The 15,566-nt window shown below is 36.5% G+C and carries 14 protein-coding genes; 9 read left to right on the forward strand and 5 right to left on the reverse strand.

Annotation, left to right across the window (positions count from 1 at the left end):
• Positions 1 to 44: 44 nt before the first annotated feature.
• Complete coding sequence (locus tag MOC86_RS25395) at positions 45 to 1,022, reverse strand: LacI family DNA-binding transcriptional regulator (protein WP_268586728.1); 978 nt, start codon at positions 1,020 to 1,022, stop codon at positions 45 to 47.
• Between the two features lie 141 nt (positions 1,023 to 1,163).
• Here MOC86_RS25395 and MOC86_RS25400 point away from each other — a divergent pair, with 141 nt between their 5' ends.
• Positions 1,164 to 2,384, forward strand: a complete 1,221-nt coding sequence (locus MOC86_RS25400; RefSeq protein WP_268586680.1) for an MFS transporter — start codon at positions 1,164 to 1,166, stop codon at positions 2,382 to 2,384.
• A 474-nt stretch (positions 2,385 to 2,858) separates the two neighbouring features.
• Here MOC86_RS25400 and MOC86_RS25405 read toward each other — a convergent pair whose 3' ends face one another.
• The 3 genes from MOC86_RS25405 to MOC86_RS25415 form a co-directional block, all read right to left on the reverse strand.
• On the reverse strand, positions 2,859 to 3,311 hold the full coding sequence (locus MOC86_RS25405) for a DMT family transporter (protein WP_243519959.1): 453 nt from the start codon (positions 3,309 to 3,311) through the stop codon (positions 2,859 to 2,861).
• Positions 3,312 to 3,352: 41 nt separating this feature from the next.
• On the reverse strand, positions 3,353 to 3,781 hold the full coding sequence (locus MOC86_RS25410; protein WP_268586681.1) for a DMT family transporter: 429 nt from the start codon (positions 3,779 to 3,781) through the stop codon (positions 3,353 to 3,355).
• A gap of 390 nt (positions 3,782 to 4,171) precedes the next feature.
• Positions 4,172 to 4,819, reverse strand: coding sequence for a helix-turn-helix transcriptional regulator (locus MOC86_RS25415; protein WP_243519964.1), 648 nt, complete (start codon positions 4,817 to 4,819; stop codon positions 4,172 to 4,174).
• A 406-nt stretch (positions 4,820 to 5,225) separates the two neighbouring features.
• Between MOC86_RS25415 and MOC86_RS25420 the strand changes: the two genes are divergently transcribed.
• Both MOC86_RS25420 and MOC86_RS25425 read left to right on the forward strand, forming a co-directional pair.
• Entirely contained in the window at positions 5,226 to 6,332 is a 1,107-nt protein-coding gene (locus MOC86_RS25420; RefSeq protein WP_268586682.1) for a threonine synthase, read from the forward strand.
• Between the two features lie 85 nt (positions 6,333 to 6,417).
• Positions 6,418 to 6,831 carry a GNAT family N-acetyltransferase gene (locus MOC86_RS25425; RefSeq protein ID WP_268586683.1) on the forward strand — a complete coding sequence of 138 codons (414 nt, stop codon included), beginning with the start codon at positions 6,418 to 6,420 and terminating at the stop codon, positions 6,829 to 6,831.
• Positions 6,832 to 6,884: 53 nt separating this feature from the next.
• On the opposite strand, the gene MOC86_RS25430 is transcribed toward MOC86_RS25425, so the two are convergent.
• Positions 6,885 to 7,328 carry a MarR family winged helix-turn-helix transcriptional regulator gene (locus MOC86_RS25430; protein ID WP_268586684.1) on the reverse strand — a complete coding sequence of 148 codons (444 nt, stop codon included), beginning with the start codon at positions 7,326 to 7,328 and terminating at the stop codon, positions 6,885 to 6,887.
• Positions 7,329 to 7,558: 230 nt separating this feature from the next.
• On the opposite strand from MOC86_RS25430, the gene MOC86_RS25435 reads away from it, so the two are divergent.
• The 6 genes from MOC86_RS25435 to MOC86_RS25460 all read left to right on the forward strand — a co-directional run bounded on the left by MOC86_RS25435 (position 7,559) and on the right by MOC86_RS25460 (position 15,544).
• Positions 7,559 to 9,328, forward strand: coding sequence for a sigma-54-dependent Fis family transcriptional regulator (locus MOC86_RS25435; RefSeq protein ID WP_268586685.1), 1,770 nt, complete (start codon positions 7,559 to 7,561; stop codon positions 9,326 to 9,328).
• Between the two features lie 203 nt (positions 9,329 to 9,531).
• The gene (gene dapA / locus MOC86_RS25440; RefSeq protein WP_268586686.1) at positions 9,532 to 10,425 is read left to right on the forward strand and encodes a 4-hydroxy-tetrahydrodipicolinate synthase; all 894 of its coding nucleotides are present in this window, start codon (positions 9,532 to 9,534) and stop codon (positions 10,423 to 10,425) included.
• 24 nt (positions 10,426 to 10,449) lie between these two features.
• Complete coding sequence (locus tag MOC86_RS25445; protein WP_268586687.1) at positions 10,450 to 11,616, forward strand: iron-containing alcohol dehydrogenase; 1,167 nt, start codon at positions 10,450 to 10,452, stop codon at positions 11,614 to 11,616.
• 20 nt (positions 11,617 to 11,636) lie between these two features.
• Entirely contained in the window at positions 11,637 to 12,950 is a 1,314-nt protein-coding gene (locus MOC86_RS25450) for a four-carbon acid sugar kinase family protein (RefSeq protein ID WP_268586688.1), read from the forward strand.
• A gap of 24 nt (positions 12,951 to 12,974) precedes the next feature.
• Positions 12,975 to 13,979 carry a 4-hydroxythreonine-4-phosphate dehydrogenase PdxA gene (gene pdxA, locus MOC86_RS25455; RefSeq protein WP_268586689.1) on the forward strand — a complete coding sequence of 335 codons (1,005 nt, stop codon included), beginning with the start codon at positions 12,975 to 12,977 and terminating at the stop codon, positions 13,977 to 13,979.
• A 146-nt stretch (positions 13,980 to 14,125) separates the two neighbouring features.
• On the forward strand, positions 14,126 to 15,544 hold the full coding sequence (locus tag MOC86_RS25460) for a sodium:solute symporter family protein (RefSeq protein WP_268586690.1): 1,419 nt from the start codon (positions 14,126 to 14,128) through the stop codon (positions 15,542 to 15,544).
• Positions 15,545 to 15,566: the final 22 nt, after the last annotated feature.

Genomic DNA, 15,566 nt, shown 5'->3' on the forward strand with positions numbered 1-15,566 from the left:
AAGGAGTGGAACCGGTTTTGTTGTGTTTATCATAATAGATAGTATTATAGTTTGTCAACGCTTTCTCTTTCAATCAGTGTAACATCTAGCGTAGAACACATATTAACGCTTTGATCTTCTACGAGCTGAATAATTTGTTGGGCAGAAAGTTCACCTGCTTGTAGGTAAGCATAATGCACAGTTGTTAGAGCAGGATGAACAATTTCAGATGTGTCATAGCCACCAAATCCTGTAATAGAGAGTTGTTCTGGGATACGGATGCCTCTCGCATGGGCAGCTTTCATGACCCCAAGTGCAATATTATCTGTTGCACATACAGCAATAGAAGGGGGGGAGGCATCAAAAATGTTTGAAGCTACTTCTATCGCATCTTTAATTTTAAAGCTTGTTTCATAATATTGAACCTCACAATTGTGTTTAGCAATGGCTTTTTGAAATCCCTGTTTTCTTTTTATTCCAACTGCTTCGTCTTTCTCTGTTACGCCTAAATAAGCGATTTGGTGATGGCCGCTTTTTAAAATATGTTTTCCCATTATATAGCCAGCTTTAAAATCATCATGAATTAAACTATGTAACTGACTGTGTTTTTGCCCAACTAAAATAACGGGGATGTTGACCTTCTCGATAGCGGTTAGGTGAGCTTCTGTTACTTCTGCAGCAAGCAAGATAATCCCTGACACTTTCTGCCTCGCAAAATCATAGATAGCCTCAATTTCCCGATGTTGTTCTTGATTTGTATTAGAAATTAACAAATGATAATTTTGAGCTCTTAGTTCTTTGTCCATTCCTGTTAATGTTTGCGAGGTGGCATAAGAATCTAGACGAGGGACAATAGCTCCGATCATATTTGTTTTTTTAGCTTTTAAACTTTGAGCAAATGTATTTGGAATATAATTTTGTTCTTGAATAATTTGCTCGATTTTCTTTTTTGTCTGTAAACTAACCGAGCCGCCATTTAAGTAGCGAGACACAGTACTTTTTGCTACTCCAGCAAGCTTGGCGATATCAGCGATTGTTTTAATATGAAAAACTCCTTCCTTAAGAACCCTACCATTTATAGATATAAGATATTATACTAATTTTAACTCTGTTTCAAAAGGAAAGGGAGCTAAACTTTTACGTCTCTTTCTAAAAACATTAGAAATTAAAAGGAGCTTGGTACAATGGCTAACAAATCGGGATTACCACCTTCTTACATGAATCAGCACCTTTTAGAAAAAACAAGCTACAAATGGATTGTTTTACTTATTGCCACTGTTGCTCAAACAGCGGCAACATTTGTTACGTATGGAATGGGACCGCTCGCGACCTTTTATCAACAAGAATATGCTCTTTCACAGTTCCAAACAGGTTTAATCGTTTCTGCCGTTAACATTGGTCCAATATTTTCAATGTTGTTTTTTGGAGATTTAATGGATAAGTTTGGTGAAAAATGGGTTGTGGGAGGAGGCGCAATTATCCTCGGTTTGAACATTTTTTTCGCCGCCTTTATTGATCATTATGCGTTCCTTATTGTAGTACTCACTTTTGTTGGGGTATGGTACGGGACGGCCCAACCAGGGGGGAGCAGCGTTATTATAAAATGGTTTCCTAAAAAACAGCGAGGCCTTGCGATGGGGATTAGACAGACGGGAATTCCGACTGGAGGAGCTTTAGCTTCCGCATTATTTCTGCAATCTTTTGTTGCCATAATAGGGGGGATTATTTTTCTTCTTTTCTATAAAGATATGAAAATAGAAAGAAAGGATAGAAAAGAAGAACGATTTATGGAAAAACTTCACCAGATTAGAAATAACAAAAGTCTTTATCCTGTTTTTTTCATTGGCGTAACGATGATTTCGTTTCAAATCATCCTTGTTGCCCATCTTATGAGTTATCTTCATCAAGCTTCTCATATTAGATTAGGTACAGCAGGTCTTCTGCTTAGTGTCTGTTTAATTGGAGGCATGATCGGAAGAATTGTGCTTGCTTTTATAAGCGATACCGTTTTTAACGGAAATCGGAGCAAGCCGCTTCAGCTTACAATACTGGCTACAGTCTTTTTTCTACTAGCTCTTATCTTTTTACCAAGTCATCTATCAATAGCAGGAAACACCGTACTCTGCTTTTTTGTTGGGTTTTTAGGAATTGGTTGGTTTAGTTTATTTATTGTTTTAGTTTCTGAGAAAGCCTCGTCGCATTTTATTAGTTTAACAGTTAGCTTTGCGTTGACTTTGAACCAGTTAGCAATTGTGCTTTCTCCTATGATATTTGGATTGTTCGTCGACTTTTTCCATGGGTATGGTGTTCCATTTCTTTTGTTAACAGGCGCAATACTAATTGGTGGAGTATGGTTAAGGTTGTCAGAGAAGAAAGAGAAAATTCAAGTGTTAACTAGAATGTAAGAGATGTCTCGGTGTCTAAAATCTTAAACGAACATAATATATTCAGTGTTTTTAGTAAAAGGATGTATTTTTTCATGCCTTGAGCTACTACAGCCATCCTAATAACAAGAGAAGAAAAAGGTATATGAGATCATCATATACTTTTCATATGGTGTATGTATGCACACCTTTTCTTCTTTTTTCATATGTATGTAAAAGGAGCATTAGTTTTTATAAGGCTCCTTGTATATTCCATAAATTCACTTCTGCCCTCTGCTTGTCTGAGGGTTTTTTCGTAGCGAGGAATTGTGTCGTTAGTACGCTTGAAAAAGTGGGGGCTAGCTCTCATTTTCTTTATGGATTCTCTGCTTTTATATGGATTTCAGTACATAAAGGACAAAGGAAAGTAAAAGGGAAGATAGAAAGGAAAAGTATTTAAAAAGACAGCCTTATGGCTGCCTTTTTCATGTATGTATAGAGGGTTAAATGTGATTGCTAGCTTTTTTCCTCTTTCCCTTTTCCGAACTTAAATACTAAGATGCCAGCAATAATAACAAGAACTCCTAAAAGCTTATTAAATGTAAAGGGGATTTTTTCTAATCCTAGCCATCCTAGCGAATCCCATAAAAGAGCGGTTCCGAGCTGTGATGTCAAAACAATGGAGATTGTAAACGTTGGTCCAAGTCGTTTCATCCCTTGTACTAAACAAAAAACAACTCCAACTCCAATTACTCCTCCAAACCATTGCCATGTTTGTAAATTTTGTAGCTCAAACGTATTTTTTCCTTCTACAATCAAACTTACAATGAAGGAACATAAAAATCCCATTCCTAGTACAGTTGTTGTTGTTGTCCATGAACCGGTTTTTTCGTTCACTTTATTATTAAAAACCGTTTGTAGGCTTACAACAGCTCCTGCAAGTGCAGCGAGCAAAATACCAATTATCATATGAATGCCTTCTTTCATAAGGTGATGAATATGTATCTTGCTTATTTATAACTTAAAATAAGAACACCAACAATCATAATCGCAATCCCTAAAAATTGAGGAAGCTTCATTTTCTGTTTTATAAGCCCAAACCAACCTTTTATATCAATTAAAAAAGCCGTACAAAGTTGAGAGATTAAAAGAATAGAGATAGCAAACGTTACTCCAATATGTTGAATAGCGGTAACTTCACTAAATATAATAAGAGCACCAAAGCCACCTCCTAAAAGATAAAGTGGTTTTACTTTTTTAATTTGAGCTATATGTCCATCCCGTTTTACAATCCAAATGCATAAGGCAAGCAGAAACCCAACAAATTGGGTAAGTGAAACAGCTTGCCATGTGCCGACTGTGTCACTAATTCTTGTGTTAATAACGCCTTGAAGAGTAATGCATGCTCCTCCTAAAAAGGCAAATAAAATTCCTTGCATGTTTCTCATTTCCTCCTTTTGAATGATTTTGCTTTTACACTTTCTTAAGTGTAAAGGAACAGAGGGAGTGGGGCAACGGACTGTTGACAGATTTCAGGGCGAGGATAGAAATTTTTAAAAAGACGATTGTTTAATTGTCTTTTTGAAACTATGGGCTATTTCTTTCTCTGTTAGACTTTCTTTTATCTTACTGTATAATTATATTTTACAATATCATTCTATTCTACTAGTTTTATCCTAACTTAAGAATTAAAAAGAGAGAATACTCATTTTAGGGGAAGAGGAAATTATATTAATATGAAAAAACTATGAGGTAGAAGAAAGGGAAATTTGGTTTGTAGAGGAAATAGAGTAAAATAACAAGAGAAACCTCTAAAGGGGTTTCTCTTGTTATTTAAAGCCATTCTTTTTAATCTCATCTAAGTAGCTATATACCGTTACTTTTGAAATTCCAAGCTTATCTGCTACTTTATCAACAGATCCTTTAATAAGGAAGATCCCTTTTTCGTCCATAAATTGTATAAGCTTAATCTTATCTTTTCTTTTCAATTGTTGTTGATGATGATTTGAAATGATTCGGTCAATTAAATCATCTGCAATTTCAACCACATTTTCTACCGGCTCTATTGTGGCTTCCTTTGTCTCTTCTTGATCAGTTCCTATAAAATCTTGCAGAAATGCTTGAAGATGAATCATATTTTTTATGCTGTAATTAATACAAAGAGCTCCAACTACTTTATCATCTGTTCCCCGTATCAAAGCCGTAGATGACTTTATCTCTTCCCCATCTTCGGTATATGTTTTGTAACCTGCTACATAATCATCATGAAATTCGCGAGATAATAATACTTCCTTTACTAAGTGATCAAAGGGCTGTCCAACAGTTCTTCCTGTTACATGATTATTGACTGCATAAATGACGGAGTTTTGAGGAACCGTTAAATCATGAATCACAACTTCACAATCTTTCCCAAATGTTTTAGCAATTAAGTTTGCAATAGGAATATATTTTTTTAATTCTTGATTAGAAACATTCACTTTATAACAACCACCTTGTATTGGCATCTTATTAGATATAGGTTTGTTCATTCTTATAACCTTTTCTGTATTATACTATAATTTATAGAAAAAAATATATAAAACATTATATTAGTTGAATTTTATATAATTTTTTATATAATTATACGTATAAACATTATAACTTCTTTCTGTTGTATAATTTTTTATAAATTATTATGAATAGAGTTTATCTGAAGATTATTTCAAAGCGACTTTTAGACTAATTCTATAATGCGAGGAGAACTCGGAATAACTAAATGAAGAATCTTAATAGTTTTGTGAGAACATATTTTAAATTCTATTGCGCCAATAAATAGAGGGCATGACGAACTTAAGATAGAGATAGAAACTCTCTTGAAAACTAAAATAGAGAAGGGGATTAGAAATGAAAGAGCAGTATATGTGTCATTCATGTGGAACTAAGTATAATATCACCGAAATGATTTGGAAGTGTAAATGCGGAGGTTTGTTAGATTTAAAGAAAGAGAAAGGGGAGATAAATCCAGAGGAATGGAAAAAAGGACAAGGTACAATGTGGCGATATGTTTCTTCTATGCCATTTAGTGAAGATTGTTCGATATGGAAGACGATTACAATGGGAGAGGGTTATACGCCGTTTATTAGATTAGACGAAAATGTACCCAATACTTTTGTGAAAGTGGATTACATGATGCCAACTTTGTCATTTAAAGACCGAGGAGCAGCTGTCTTAATGGCGAAAGCAAAAGAATTAGGCGTTACAAAGGTGATTGCTGACAGCAGCGGGAATGCAGGAACGTCAATTGCTGCTTATGCGAGACGTGCAGGGATCCTTTGTGATGTTTTTCTAAGCAAAGCAACATCTCCTAAGAAAATAGCTCAAATTAAAGCACATGGAGCTAATGTAAGAGCTATTCAAGGAACACGAGAAGAAGTAGCTTCAGCGGCTCAAGAAGCTGTTGAGCTTGAAAAAGTATTTTATGGAAGCCATGTTTACAATCCATTCTTTTATGAGGGTACTAAAACTTATGTCTATGAGCTTTTTGAACAAAGTCAAGAGCTTCCAGATGCGCTTATTATTCCTGTTGGCAATGGAACATTACTGTTAGGCACATATTATGGATTAAAAGAATTACAAGAGTGTAAGTTAATTCATAAATTGCCAAAACTAATTGCTGTTCAAGCTGAAAACTGTTCACCTTTAGCAGATTCCTTTAGTGATAATGAAAAACAAGAAAGAAAAGGTACTAAAGAAACAGTAGCAGAAGGAATAGCGATTGCAGCACCTGCACGAGCTTCGCAAATTTTAAAAGCTGTTCGTGCAACAGACGGCCAGTTTATTACAGTAGCAGAAGAAGAAATTCAAAAAGCGCGCGTCGAGATAGCTCACAAAGGTTTTTACGTGGAGCCTACAACAGCCGCAAACTATGCGGGTTACTCCAAATATGAAGGTGCAAAAAGTGAGCGTATTGTAATTCCGCTTTGCGGAGCAGGAATTAAAGGAGATAAATAAACGGCTGGACTGCGCTATTAAGAAGAGGGGATATTGATAGTTCAGTTTGCCTTAATCGCAATCTTTCGTTTGGGAGAGTGAGAAAATGGAGTGGACAATAGCTAACATAGAGAAAGAACAAGCTTGGGATATAAGGCATAAAGTGATGTGGCCGAATAAAAGCATAGAGTACATAAAATTAGAAAATGATTCATCTGGCATTCATCTTGGTCTTTTTAGAAGAGGAAAGTTAATTTCTGTAGTTTCTCTTTTCGTAGATGGGGAACAAGCGCAGTTTCGAAAGTTTGCAACAACCCAAGAAAAGCAAGGAAAAGGATATGGAAGCAAGTTGTTAAGGTATACACTAGAAAGAGCTAAAGAAGAGGGAGCATGTAAAGTTTGGTGTAACGCAAGAAAGAATAAGATCGATTTTTATAAAAAGTTTGGATTATATGAAAAGGGTAAGGCATTTATAAAAGGGGGACAATCGTATATTATCATGGAAAAATATTTTGCTTAAAATATTTTAAAGTAGAAAAGCTGACCTTATTAGTAAAGGACAGCTTTTCTACTTTATGTTAACAAGTTATCCAACTTTTTAAACACATTTGTCACTTGATTAATCTCTTCATCTTTCATATCTCGAAAAAGTTCAATAAATGCCTCTGCTCGTTGCTTTATCACTTCATTTACAACCTTTTTTCCTTCCTTTGTTAGTGAAAGTTGAATAACTCTTCGATCGCTTTCTAAGCGAACTCGGTCAATTAGATGATGTTTAAAGAGGGTGCTCGTTAACACTGTACCCCCTCCTGACGTGATTCCTAAATAAGACGTCACTTCAGAAGCTGTACATCTTCCTTTTTTAGAAAGATAGAGAAGAATTAAAATATGTCCATCTGCTAGGTTATATTTTGTTTTAGGGAAAAGGTCGTTTTGCTTTTTTAGCTTTCGAAATACGTTTTGAAATACGTCCTGAAATTCCGCAAGTTTTTGTTCTTTTTGCTCTTTTTTTTCCATACTTCGACTCCTCATAAGATAGCTGCTTTTATTATGACATTTTTTCTGATTGTTGGATAGAGATGAACTTCTTTCTATATAAGTTGTAACGATTTATTGTGTAAAGGGATGTTGCTTATCGTCTTATCTTTAAAATCTCTTTTCCACAATTATTTTACTTTTGAATAAATAGGAAAGTTTGATATATTAAAGGTGTGTTTAAATTTGCAACAGAAACAGAAGGTGATGAGATGAAGGTAATGGCCATTGCACCTTATACAGGGCTAAAAGAGTTAATGATAAGTTTAGGAGAGCAGGAAGATTTTGAACTTCAAGTAGAGATTGGAGATTTAGAGGAAGGGTTGTCACTTGCGAAAAAAGCCTGTGATCAAGGTGTAGATGTAATTATTAGTCGCGGTGGAACAGCGGAGCTTATTGAAAGAAAGGTTTCGATTCCCGTTGTTGAAATAGAAGTTTCAGGTTACGATATGCTTCGTGTTTTAACCCTTGTTAAAGGTTACCCTGGTAAAACAGCTATTGTAGGGTTTTCTCCTATTTCAGAGGGAGCTGCTACAATTTGCGAAATCCTAGATATTGATATTTCTTCTTTTAAGATAACAGAAGAAGACGAAATTCAGCCTATTTTAGTTAATTTACAGCAAAAAGGCTATGAAAATATTATTGGTGATGCTAGTACAACAAAGAAAGCAGAGGGATTGGGGTTAAATGGAATTTTATTAACGTCTGGAAAAGAGAGTGTATTAAAATCGTTTCAACAAGCGAAAAGAAGTTATCGTTTTCTCTCTTCTTTGCACAAAAAATATTTAATCTCGCATCAGCTTCTACAAGAAGAGCAAGAGGCAATTGTTGTATATGATATAAACGGAGCTGCTCTATTTTCTAATCCTTCTTTCTCAGAGAAGATTGGGAATGAATTTGAGAATCATTTCAATATAAAAGAAGCCATCCGTTATGCTTTAACACAAGGAACATTCAAAACGATGCTGCAGATGAACGGATCTTTATGGAACATCACAGAGAACAAGCTTCGAAATGAGAGTTCAGAGCTTTTTGTTTTTCGAATAACGAAGGGACTTCTAGATGAAAGGCAGGCAAATGGTATATCTGTTATTTCACCTTCAACTGAATATATAACCAAAAACAGTTTAGGTGGAATAGCAACAAAAAGTAATGTAATGAAAGAAGCTATCGCAAATGCTGAAATGTGTGCCAATACAGATGTATCCGTATGGATCAGTGGTGAAGAAGGAACAGGAAAAAGCAGACTTGCACGGTACATTCACTTTAATAGCGGTAGACGTCAGTATCCGCTTGTTGTGATTGATTGCAATGTTGTAGATGCTGATCAATGGGAAGAGTTACTAAGCACCGAAAGTCCCCAGCACTTTTTCTCTAATCATGTTCATGGCAGCATTTTCTTGAAAAATGTGGAACATTTTCCTTTATCACTTCAAAAAAAGCTCGCTTTTTATTTGAATAATGAGGCTCAAGCATGTCGTTTTCTTTCTTCATCTCAGCAAGACCCAAAACACTTGCTAGAAATTGAGGAGTTATACCCGCCATTGTACTATGCTTTAGCTGGAACGATCCTTTCCCTCCCTTCCTTACGTGATCGCGCGGAAGATATTGAAAGTTTGACTCTTTTGCTTATTGGAGAATTAAATATAAAGCTTGGAAAACAAATTGTTGGAATTCGTCCCCAGGCAGTAGAAGAACTGAAACGGTTGAAATGGAATGGTAATTTAAATGAACTAAAGCGCTTTATTCAGGAGAGTATGGTCCTTGCCAAAGGTCCGTTTTTAGAATGCGAAGATGTTAAGAGAGCTACTGTGATAAAAGAAAGAGCTGAAGTTTCAGCTAACATAGACTTGAACGGCACATTAGAAGAGATTGAGCGGAAAATCATCCAAAAAGTATGGAGAGAAGAAGGAATGAACCAAACGAAAACGGCTCAGAGACTTGGAATCAACCGCACAACCCTATGGCGAAAGTTGAAGTAAATAAAACAGTTGCCTTTATAAAAAAAGGCAACTGTTTTATTTTTAAACAATTTTTGTTATTTTTTAAAAATTTATGATTTTAATGTTGCTAAATTAAACGCAAGGTAATACAATGAATATTGTAAACGCTTTACATAGTTGAAAACACATTGTGTTTCAAAAATAAACAATGAAGCTCGCTTTTGATAGAGGAGGAAATCAAAATGAAAGTAAAAGGCATCATTCCAGCGTTATTAACACCCTTAACAGCTCAACAGAAAGTTAATGAACCTGTATTACGTCAGTTAGCAAACTCGCTTATTGATGCAGGAGTGCACGGGCTCTTTGCTCTAGGTACAAACGGTGAGTTTCATTTATTAACAGAAGAAGAAAAATTGAAAATTACTGAAGTGCTTGTAGAAGAAGTAAATGGAAGAGTTCCCGTTATTGTGGGGACAGGAGGGAATAGCACAGAAGAAGTGATTTCCTTGTCTAACAAGATGGAGACATTAGGAGTTGATGCTCTTTCTATTATTACTCCTTATTTTGTTACTCCAACGCAAGAGGAGGTAATTGTTCATTTTCAAAAAATAGCTTCCTCAACTTCTCTACCTGTTCTCTTATATAACATTCCTTCAAAAACAGGGATGAGCTTAGATCCGCAAACAGTAGCAACTTTAGCTAAGGTTGACAATATTATCGGAATTAAGGATAGCAGTGGAAACTTCGAAAATATTAAACAGTACATTTATGAAACAAAGGAAGAAGACTTTAGCGTATTAGCAGGTACAGATTCTCTTATTCTCAAAACGTTACAAGAAGGTGGCGTTGGCGCAATAGCAGCAACTGCCAATATGATTCCTGAAATAGTTGTTGATATTTACAACAATTGGTCCCAAGATAATCAGGACAAAGCAGAGGAAGCTCAACAAAAGTTACAGCCTTTACGTGATACCTTTCAATATGGAACATTACCAGCAGCTTTAAAAAAGGCTGTAGAACTTTCTGGCCTTCCGGTCGGACCACCGAAGTTCCCTGTTCAACCGATTTCAGGAATGGAACTTGCTCATATTCAGAAGATGGTTGAGGGCTATAAAAAACAAAGTGTAAGTGAATGATAGAAAAAGAAAGAGGGCGAGTAGATGACAAATTTATATCAATTTCAAACAGCTGATCATATTATTTCAGGTGCTGATAGTCTCAAAAATATAGGAGAGTATCTTCATCTTTTAGATAGAGAGCTTCAAAGAGCGTTAATTGTGACACAGCCAACGATGAAACGCTTGGGTTTCGTTGAGCAAGTGAAGAATGACTTAGCCAAACATGGGATTGAATCAGATATAAACATTGATGTCCTTCCAGAACCTACACTTCAAAATATTGAAGAAGTTTTCGAATCTATAAAACATCAACAATATGATTTGTTCATTGGGCTTGGGGGAGGAAGCGTTCTTGACGCAGTTAAAATTCTCTCTGTTCTAGCAACAAATAATCAATCCCTTAAAGATATGTTAGGAACGGATTTAGTGAGGAAACCAGGAATTCCAACACTTTTAATTCCGTCCACTTCAGGAACAGGTTCTGAAGTGACGCCAAATGCCATTGTAACTATTCCTGATGAAGAACTGAAGATAGGGGTAGTCAGTAAACATCTTCTTCCAAACCTTGTTTTTCTTGATCCTATTTTAACGCTTAGTTTGCCTCGGTCAATTACGGCTGCAACAGGGATGGATGCGTTCACGCATTCACTTGAGTCATTTATCTCAAATAAAGCAAATTTAATTAGTGACATGGTAGCACTTGAATCTATTCGTCTTATCTCAGCTAGCATTGTTGAAGCATATCAAAATGGTTCTTCTGTTGTAGCACGTGAGAAAATGCTTCTTGGTTCAATGTACGGAGGAATGGCTTTAACAAGCGCAGGAACAGCAGCGGTTCATGCCTTAGCTTATCCGTTAGGAGGCAAATTTAAAATTTCACACGGTGTTGCGAACTCTATGCTCCTTCCACACGTAATGAAATTTAATATGGACGCAATTGAAGAACGTCTCTCTCTAGTAGCTGAACCAATGGGAATTGACACAAGAGAGTTATCCGCAAGAGAAGCAGCAGAAAAAGTAGTCGAAAAAATCGTGGAATGGACTAACCTATTAGAAATTCCCCAAAATCTTAAAGAGTATGGAGTAACAGAAGGAGACGTTTCTTCATTAGCGGTTTCGGCTTCAAAAGTAACGCGTCTTTTAAATAACAATCCAAAAGAGCTAAGCTTAGAAGATATGGAAGCAATCTACCGCAAACTACTTGTTTAACGTAAAGGTGATGATGATTGATGAGAATATCCGTAATTTCTGATGATTTAACTGGAGCAAGTGATTGCGGAGGTCAGCTAGTCCAATATGGGCTTGATGTATCTGTTGTTTTGCAAAAATATCATGAAAAAGTGCAAGAAAATCAAGCTGTTATCTTTAATACAGATAGCCGTGCTTTAGCTGAAAATGAAGCCTATAAAAGAGTGAAAAAAGTAGCGAAGTGGGTTCAAAAGCAACCATTTGATATTGTATACAAAAAAATTGATTCCACAATGAGGGGGAACATCGGGCAAGAAATCAATGCTGTTGCGGATGTTTTTTGTCCTGATTTTGTGTTAATTTCACCCGCTTTTCCTAAAGAAGGACGTCAAGTTGTAGATGGTATTCACTTTCTTCATCAAAAGGAGCTTCACGAAACAGAAGTAGCAAATGATCCTAAAACTCCTGTAAGAGAGTCGGAAATTTCACATTTAATTGAACAACAAGCTAAACGAAAGGTTGGTCACCTTTTTTATAAAGACTTGCGAATCGGCAGCGAAAATGTGAGTAAGAAGCTTGCCCAATTTAAAGAACAAGGAATTTCATATATAACAGTTGATGCGATTGAAGAAAGAGATTTAAACTCTCTTGTCACAGCCATTGCCCAAACAGATCTTTCGGTTGTTTGGGTCGGATCGACAGGGCTTATTCACTACTTACCACCTCTTTACGGATTACAAAAAAAAAGAGACCAGCTTCAGCTTACTTATAATAATAATCCAGTTTTATTCGTTGTAGGAAGCGTAAGTAAAGTTGGTAGAAATCAGCTGCAGACACTCCAAGCTAGAACAAATACAGTTGGCTTAGAAATAAATCCTAAAAATATGCTAGAGACAAAGGAAGGGTTGAGAAAAGAAATTCATCGTATTCTAACTGAAGCTGGCGAAGCTTTTCAATACGGGAAAAATGTTGCATTGTTCTCGTCTGCAAAAGTGAAAGAAACACAAGAAATGGGAAGGAAATACGGTTATAGTGCTGTTAGGGTAAGCAACGAAATTTCAGCTATGCTTGGAGACGTTTCGCGTAAACTTATAGAAGTTTACGATCTTAAGAACCTTTTTCTTACAGGAGGAGATACCGCTCAGCAAGTATTAGAAAGGTTAAACGCAAACTCCTTTCAACTTATGGATGAGGTGGAAGCTGGGATTCCACTCGGAAAGCTTGATAATCAAGAGATTTTTGCCGTTACAAAAGCAGGCAGCTTTGGAACTGAACTAGCAATGGTGAAATCGCTTTATAAACTGCAAGGGAGAAAAAGCGATCGTTTAGATGTTTTAAATCATAAAACGGTTTAAAATTTGAAGCTTGAGGAGGCTATTATGAAACCTATTATTGGAATTACGATGGGAGATGGAGCAGGGGTAGGACCTGAAGTCATCATCAAAGCACTTGCTCATTCTTCTGTTTATGAAATGTGTGATCCGGTTGTTATTGGCGATGCAAAAATATTGAAAAGAGCCGCAGAATTGCTGGAGTCTTCTACAGATATACATGAGATTCATGATGTTAAGGAAGGGAAATTCATTCATGGTGTGATAAATTGCCTTAGTCTTGATCTTCTTCCAGAGAATTTACCATTTGGGGAAGTTTCACCTGAGGCAGGAAGCGCTGCATTCAAATTTATTGAAAAAGCCATTCATCTAGCCAAAGAGAAAGCGATTCACGCTATCTGCACAGCACCGTTAAATAAAGAAGCGCTCCATAAAGGTGGTTATTCGTATCCTGGTCACACTGAAATTTTAGCAGAACTGACAGATACAAAAAGCTACTCCATGATGTTATCATCGCCAAAACTAAAAGTGATTCACCTTACAACTCACGTTGGATTAAGAAAAGCGATTGATTTAATTAATCCGGAAAGAACGTATACAGTGGTGAAATTAGCGCATGAAACATTATGCAGAGCTGGGCACAGTGCTCCGAAGATCGCTGTTTGCGGGATTAATCCTCATGCTGGCGAAAATGGCCTCTTTGGTGAAGGAGAAGAGGAAGAAAAGCTTGTTCCTGCTATTGAAAAAGCAGCGAACGAAGGAATGAATGTTACAGGCCCATATCCGGCTGATACCCTCTTTTTCCGAGCGGTTCGAGGAGATTTTGATATTGTGATTGCTTGCTATCATGATCAAGGGCATGTGCCGATCAAAGTATTAGGACTTGAAGAAGGAGTTAATATTACAGTTGGGCTAAACGGGGGAATTATCCGAACATCAGTTGATCATGGTACAGCTTTTGACATTGCAGGAACTGGGGTTGTTGATGAACGTAGTATGCTGGCAGCTATTGCTTCAGCGGCGGAATTAGCTCCAAAAGAAGCGGTGAAATAGCATAAGGAAGTGAAGGCTTTTAAGGCCTTCTCCTTTAGGAGCATACATGTAAGCGTTATCTTTTTGTAGGGTAGATAGAATTGCAAAGTGATTTATAAAACAAGGATCTAAAAGCTGGGAAAGATCCTTATAGGGGGATGCGGAGGATGGAAACGTTAAATCCGGGTAGTTTAACTTTTGTACTAGGTGTTATTGTCGTATATATATTATTTACAACATGGCTAACAATGAGGTTGCGAAGTAAATCGAGTGCTGAATTCAACAATGCAGCAAAATCACTGCCAGCGATTGTTGTTGGAATTCTATTAATGTCAGAGTTCATTGGAACAAAGTCTACAGTAGGGACAGCAGAATCATCATTTACAAACGGAATTGCTTCTTCTTGGTCACTGATTACTGTAACAATTGCCTTTTTCCTTTTTTCTTTCTTTCTTGTCAATAAATTTTATGGTACTGGAAAGTATACAATTTCAGGCATTATTGAACAAAAGTTTGGAAAGTCAACAAAGATGGTAGTATCCGTTATTATGATTGTAGCACTTCTTCTTGTGAATCTAGGAAACTATTTAAGTGGTTCAGCAGCTATTGCTTCTATATTAGGATTACCGCTTATGACTTGTGCTATTATTACAGCAGTTGTAAGTACATTTTACTTCACTTTTGGAGGAATGAAAGGCGTAGCATGGGTTACCATTCTTCACTCACTCGTAAAATATGCGGGAATTATGATCACGGTAGTGGTAGCCGTTTACTTATGCGGTGGATTTAAGCCTGTAGCAGCAGAGCTTCCAACACACTATTTTACATGGGATGGAACAATTGGTGGTGCAACGATTTTTGCTTGGCTTATTGGAAATATGGGTGCTATTTTTTCCACGCAGTTTATCATCCAAGCGATCACTTCATCCAAAAGTGCAAAAGAAGCGAAAAGATCAAGTTTGTATGCTGCATTGTTATGCTTACCATTAGCGATTGCGATTGGAATTATCGGAGTTTGTGCCCGCTATTTGTATCCGGATATTGACCCTATCTATGCTTTTCCAGTATTTTTAGAACATATGAATCCTGTCTTAACAGCTATTGTCGCAACATCTCTAGTCGCTTCTATTTTTGTAGGAGTATCAACTGTTGCTCTTGCAACAACAACACTAATTATCGATGACTTTTATGCTCCAAAAGCAAAACCATCTCCTGAAAAACTTATGAAAGTAACGCGTATTGCTTCTATTGTGGTTGGTTTTGTGCCTTTAATTGGGGTTGTATTAGCTCCAGAATTGCTAAGTTTGTCATTTTTCACTCGTGCATTAAGAACATCTATTGCTGTTGTAGCTGCTATGGGATTTTACCTTCCGTTTTTCAGCACGAATCGAGGGGCAACGATTGGTCTTGGTTTGTCAGGTATATTAACTTCCGTATGGTACTTACTTGGAGATCCATACGGTATTGATAATATGTATATTGCTGTTATCACACCATTTATCGTGATGGTGATTGATCGCTACATCGGAGGAAATAAAAAACGAAAAATATCTGAAAGTTCAGAATTAAAGAGTGCGAAAGTTTAAATAAATCAAAGGGAGTGTTAAG

The sequence above is a fragment of the Priestia endophytica genome, from assembly GCF_026790145.1.
GTDB classification, from domain to species: domain Bacteria; phylum Bacillota; class Bacilli; order Bacillales; family Bacillaceae_H; genus Bacillus_I; species Bacillus_I endophytica_A.

What these genes read in the sequence shown, in the direction of transcription:
- MOC86_RS25400 (WP_268586680.1), top strand. Translation starts at nt 1,164, where the DNA reads ATGGCTAACAAATCGGGATTACCACCTTCTTACATGAATCAGCACCTT.
- MOC86_RS25405 (WP_243519959.1), bottom strand. Translation starts at nt 3,311, where the DNA reads ATGATAATTGGTATTTTGCTCGCTGCACTTGCAGGAGCTGTTGTAAGC.
- MOC86_RS25410 (WP_268586681.1), bottom strand. Translation starts at nt 3,781, where the DNA reads ATGCAAGGAATTTTATTTGCCTTTTTAGGAGGAGCATGCATTACTCTT.
- MOC86_RS25420 (WP_268586682.1), top strand. Translation starts at nt 5,226, where the DNA reads ATGAAAGAGCAGTATATGTGTCATTCATGTGGAACTAAGTATAATATC.
- MOC86_RS25425 (WP_268586683.1), top strand. Translation starts at nt 6,418, where the DNA reads ATGGAGTGGACAATAGCTAACATAGAGAAAGAACAAGCTTGGGATATA.
- MOC86_RS25430 (WP_268586684.1), bottom strand. Translation starts at nt 7,328, where the DNA reads ATGGAAAAAAAAGAGCAAAAAGAACAAAAACTTGCGGAATTTCAGGAC.
- MOC86_RS25435 (WP_268586685.1), top strand. Translation starts at nt 7,559, where the DNA reads ATGAAGGTAATGGCCATTGCACCTTATACAGGGCTAAAAGAGTTAATG.
- dapA (WP_268586686.1), top strand. Translation starts at nt 9,532, where the DNA reads ATGAAAGTAAAAGGCATCATTCCAGCGTTATTAACACCCTTAACAGCT.
- MOC86_RS25445 (WP_268586687.1), top strand. Translation starts at nt 10,450, where the DNA reads ATGACAAATTTATATCAATTTCAAACAGCTGATCATATTATTTCAGGT.
- MOC86_RS25450 (WP_268586688.1), top strand. Translation starts at nt 11,637, where the DNA reads ATGAGAATATCCGTAATTTCTGATGATTTAACTGGAGCAAGTGATTGC.
- pdxA (WP_268586689.1), top strand. Translation starts at nt 12,975, where the DNA reads ATGAAACCTATTATTGGAATTACGATGGGAGATGGAGCAGGGGTAGGA.
- MOC86_RS25460 (WP_268586690.1), top strand. Translation starts at nt 14,126, where the DNA reads ATGGAAACGTTAAATCCGGGTAGTTTAACTTTTGTACTAGGTGTTATT.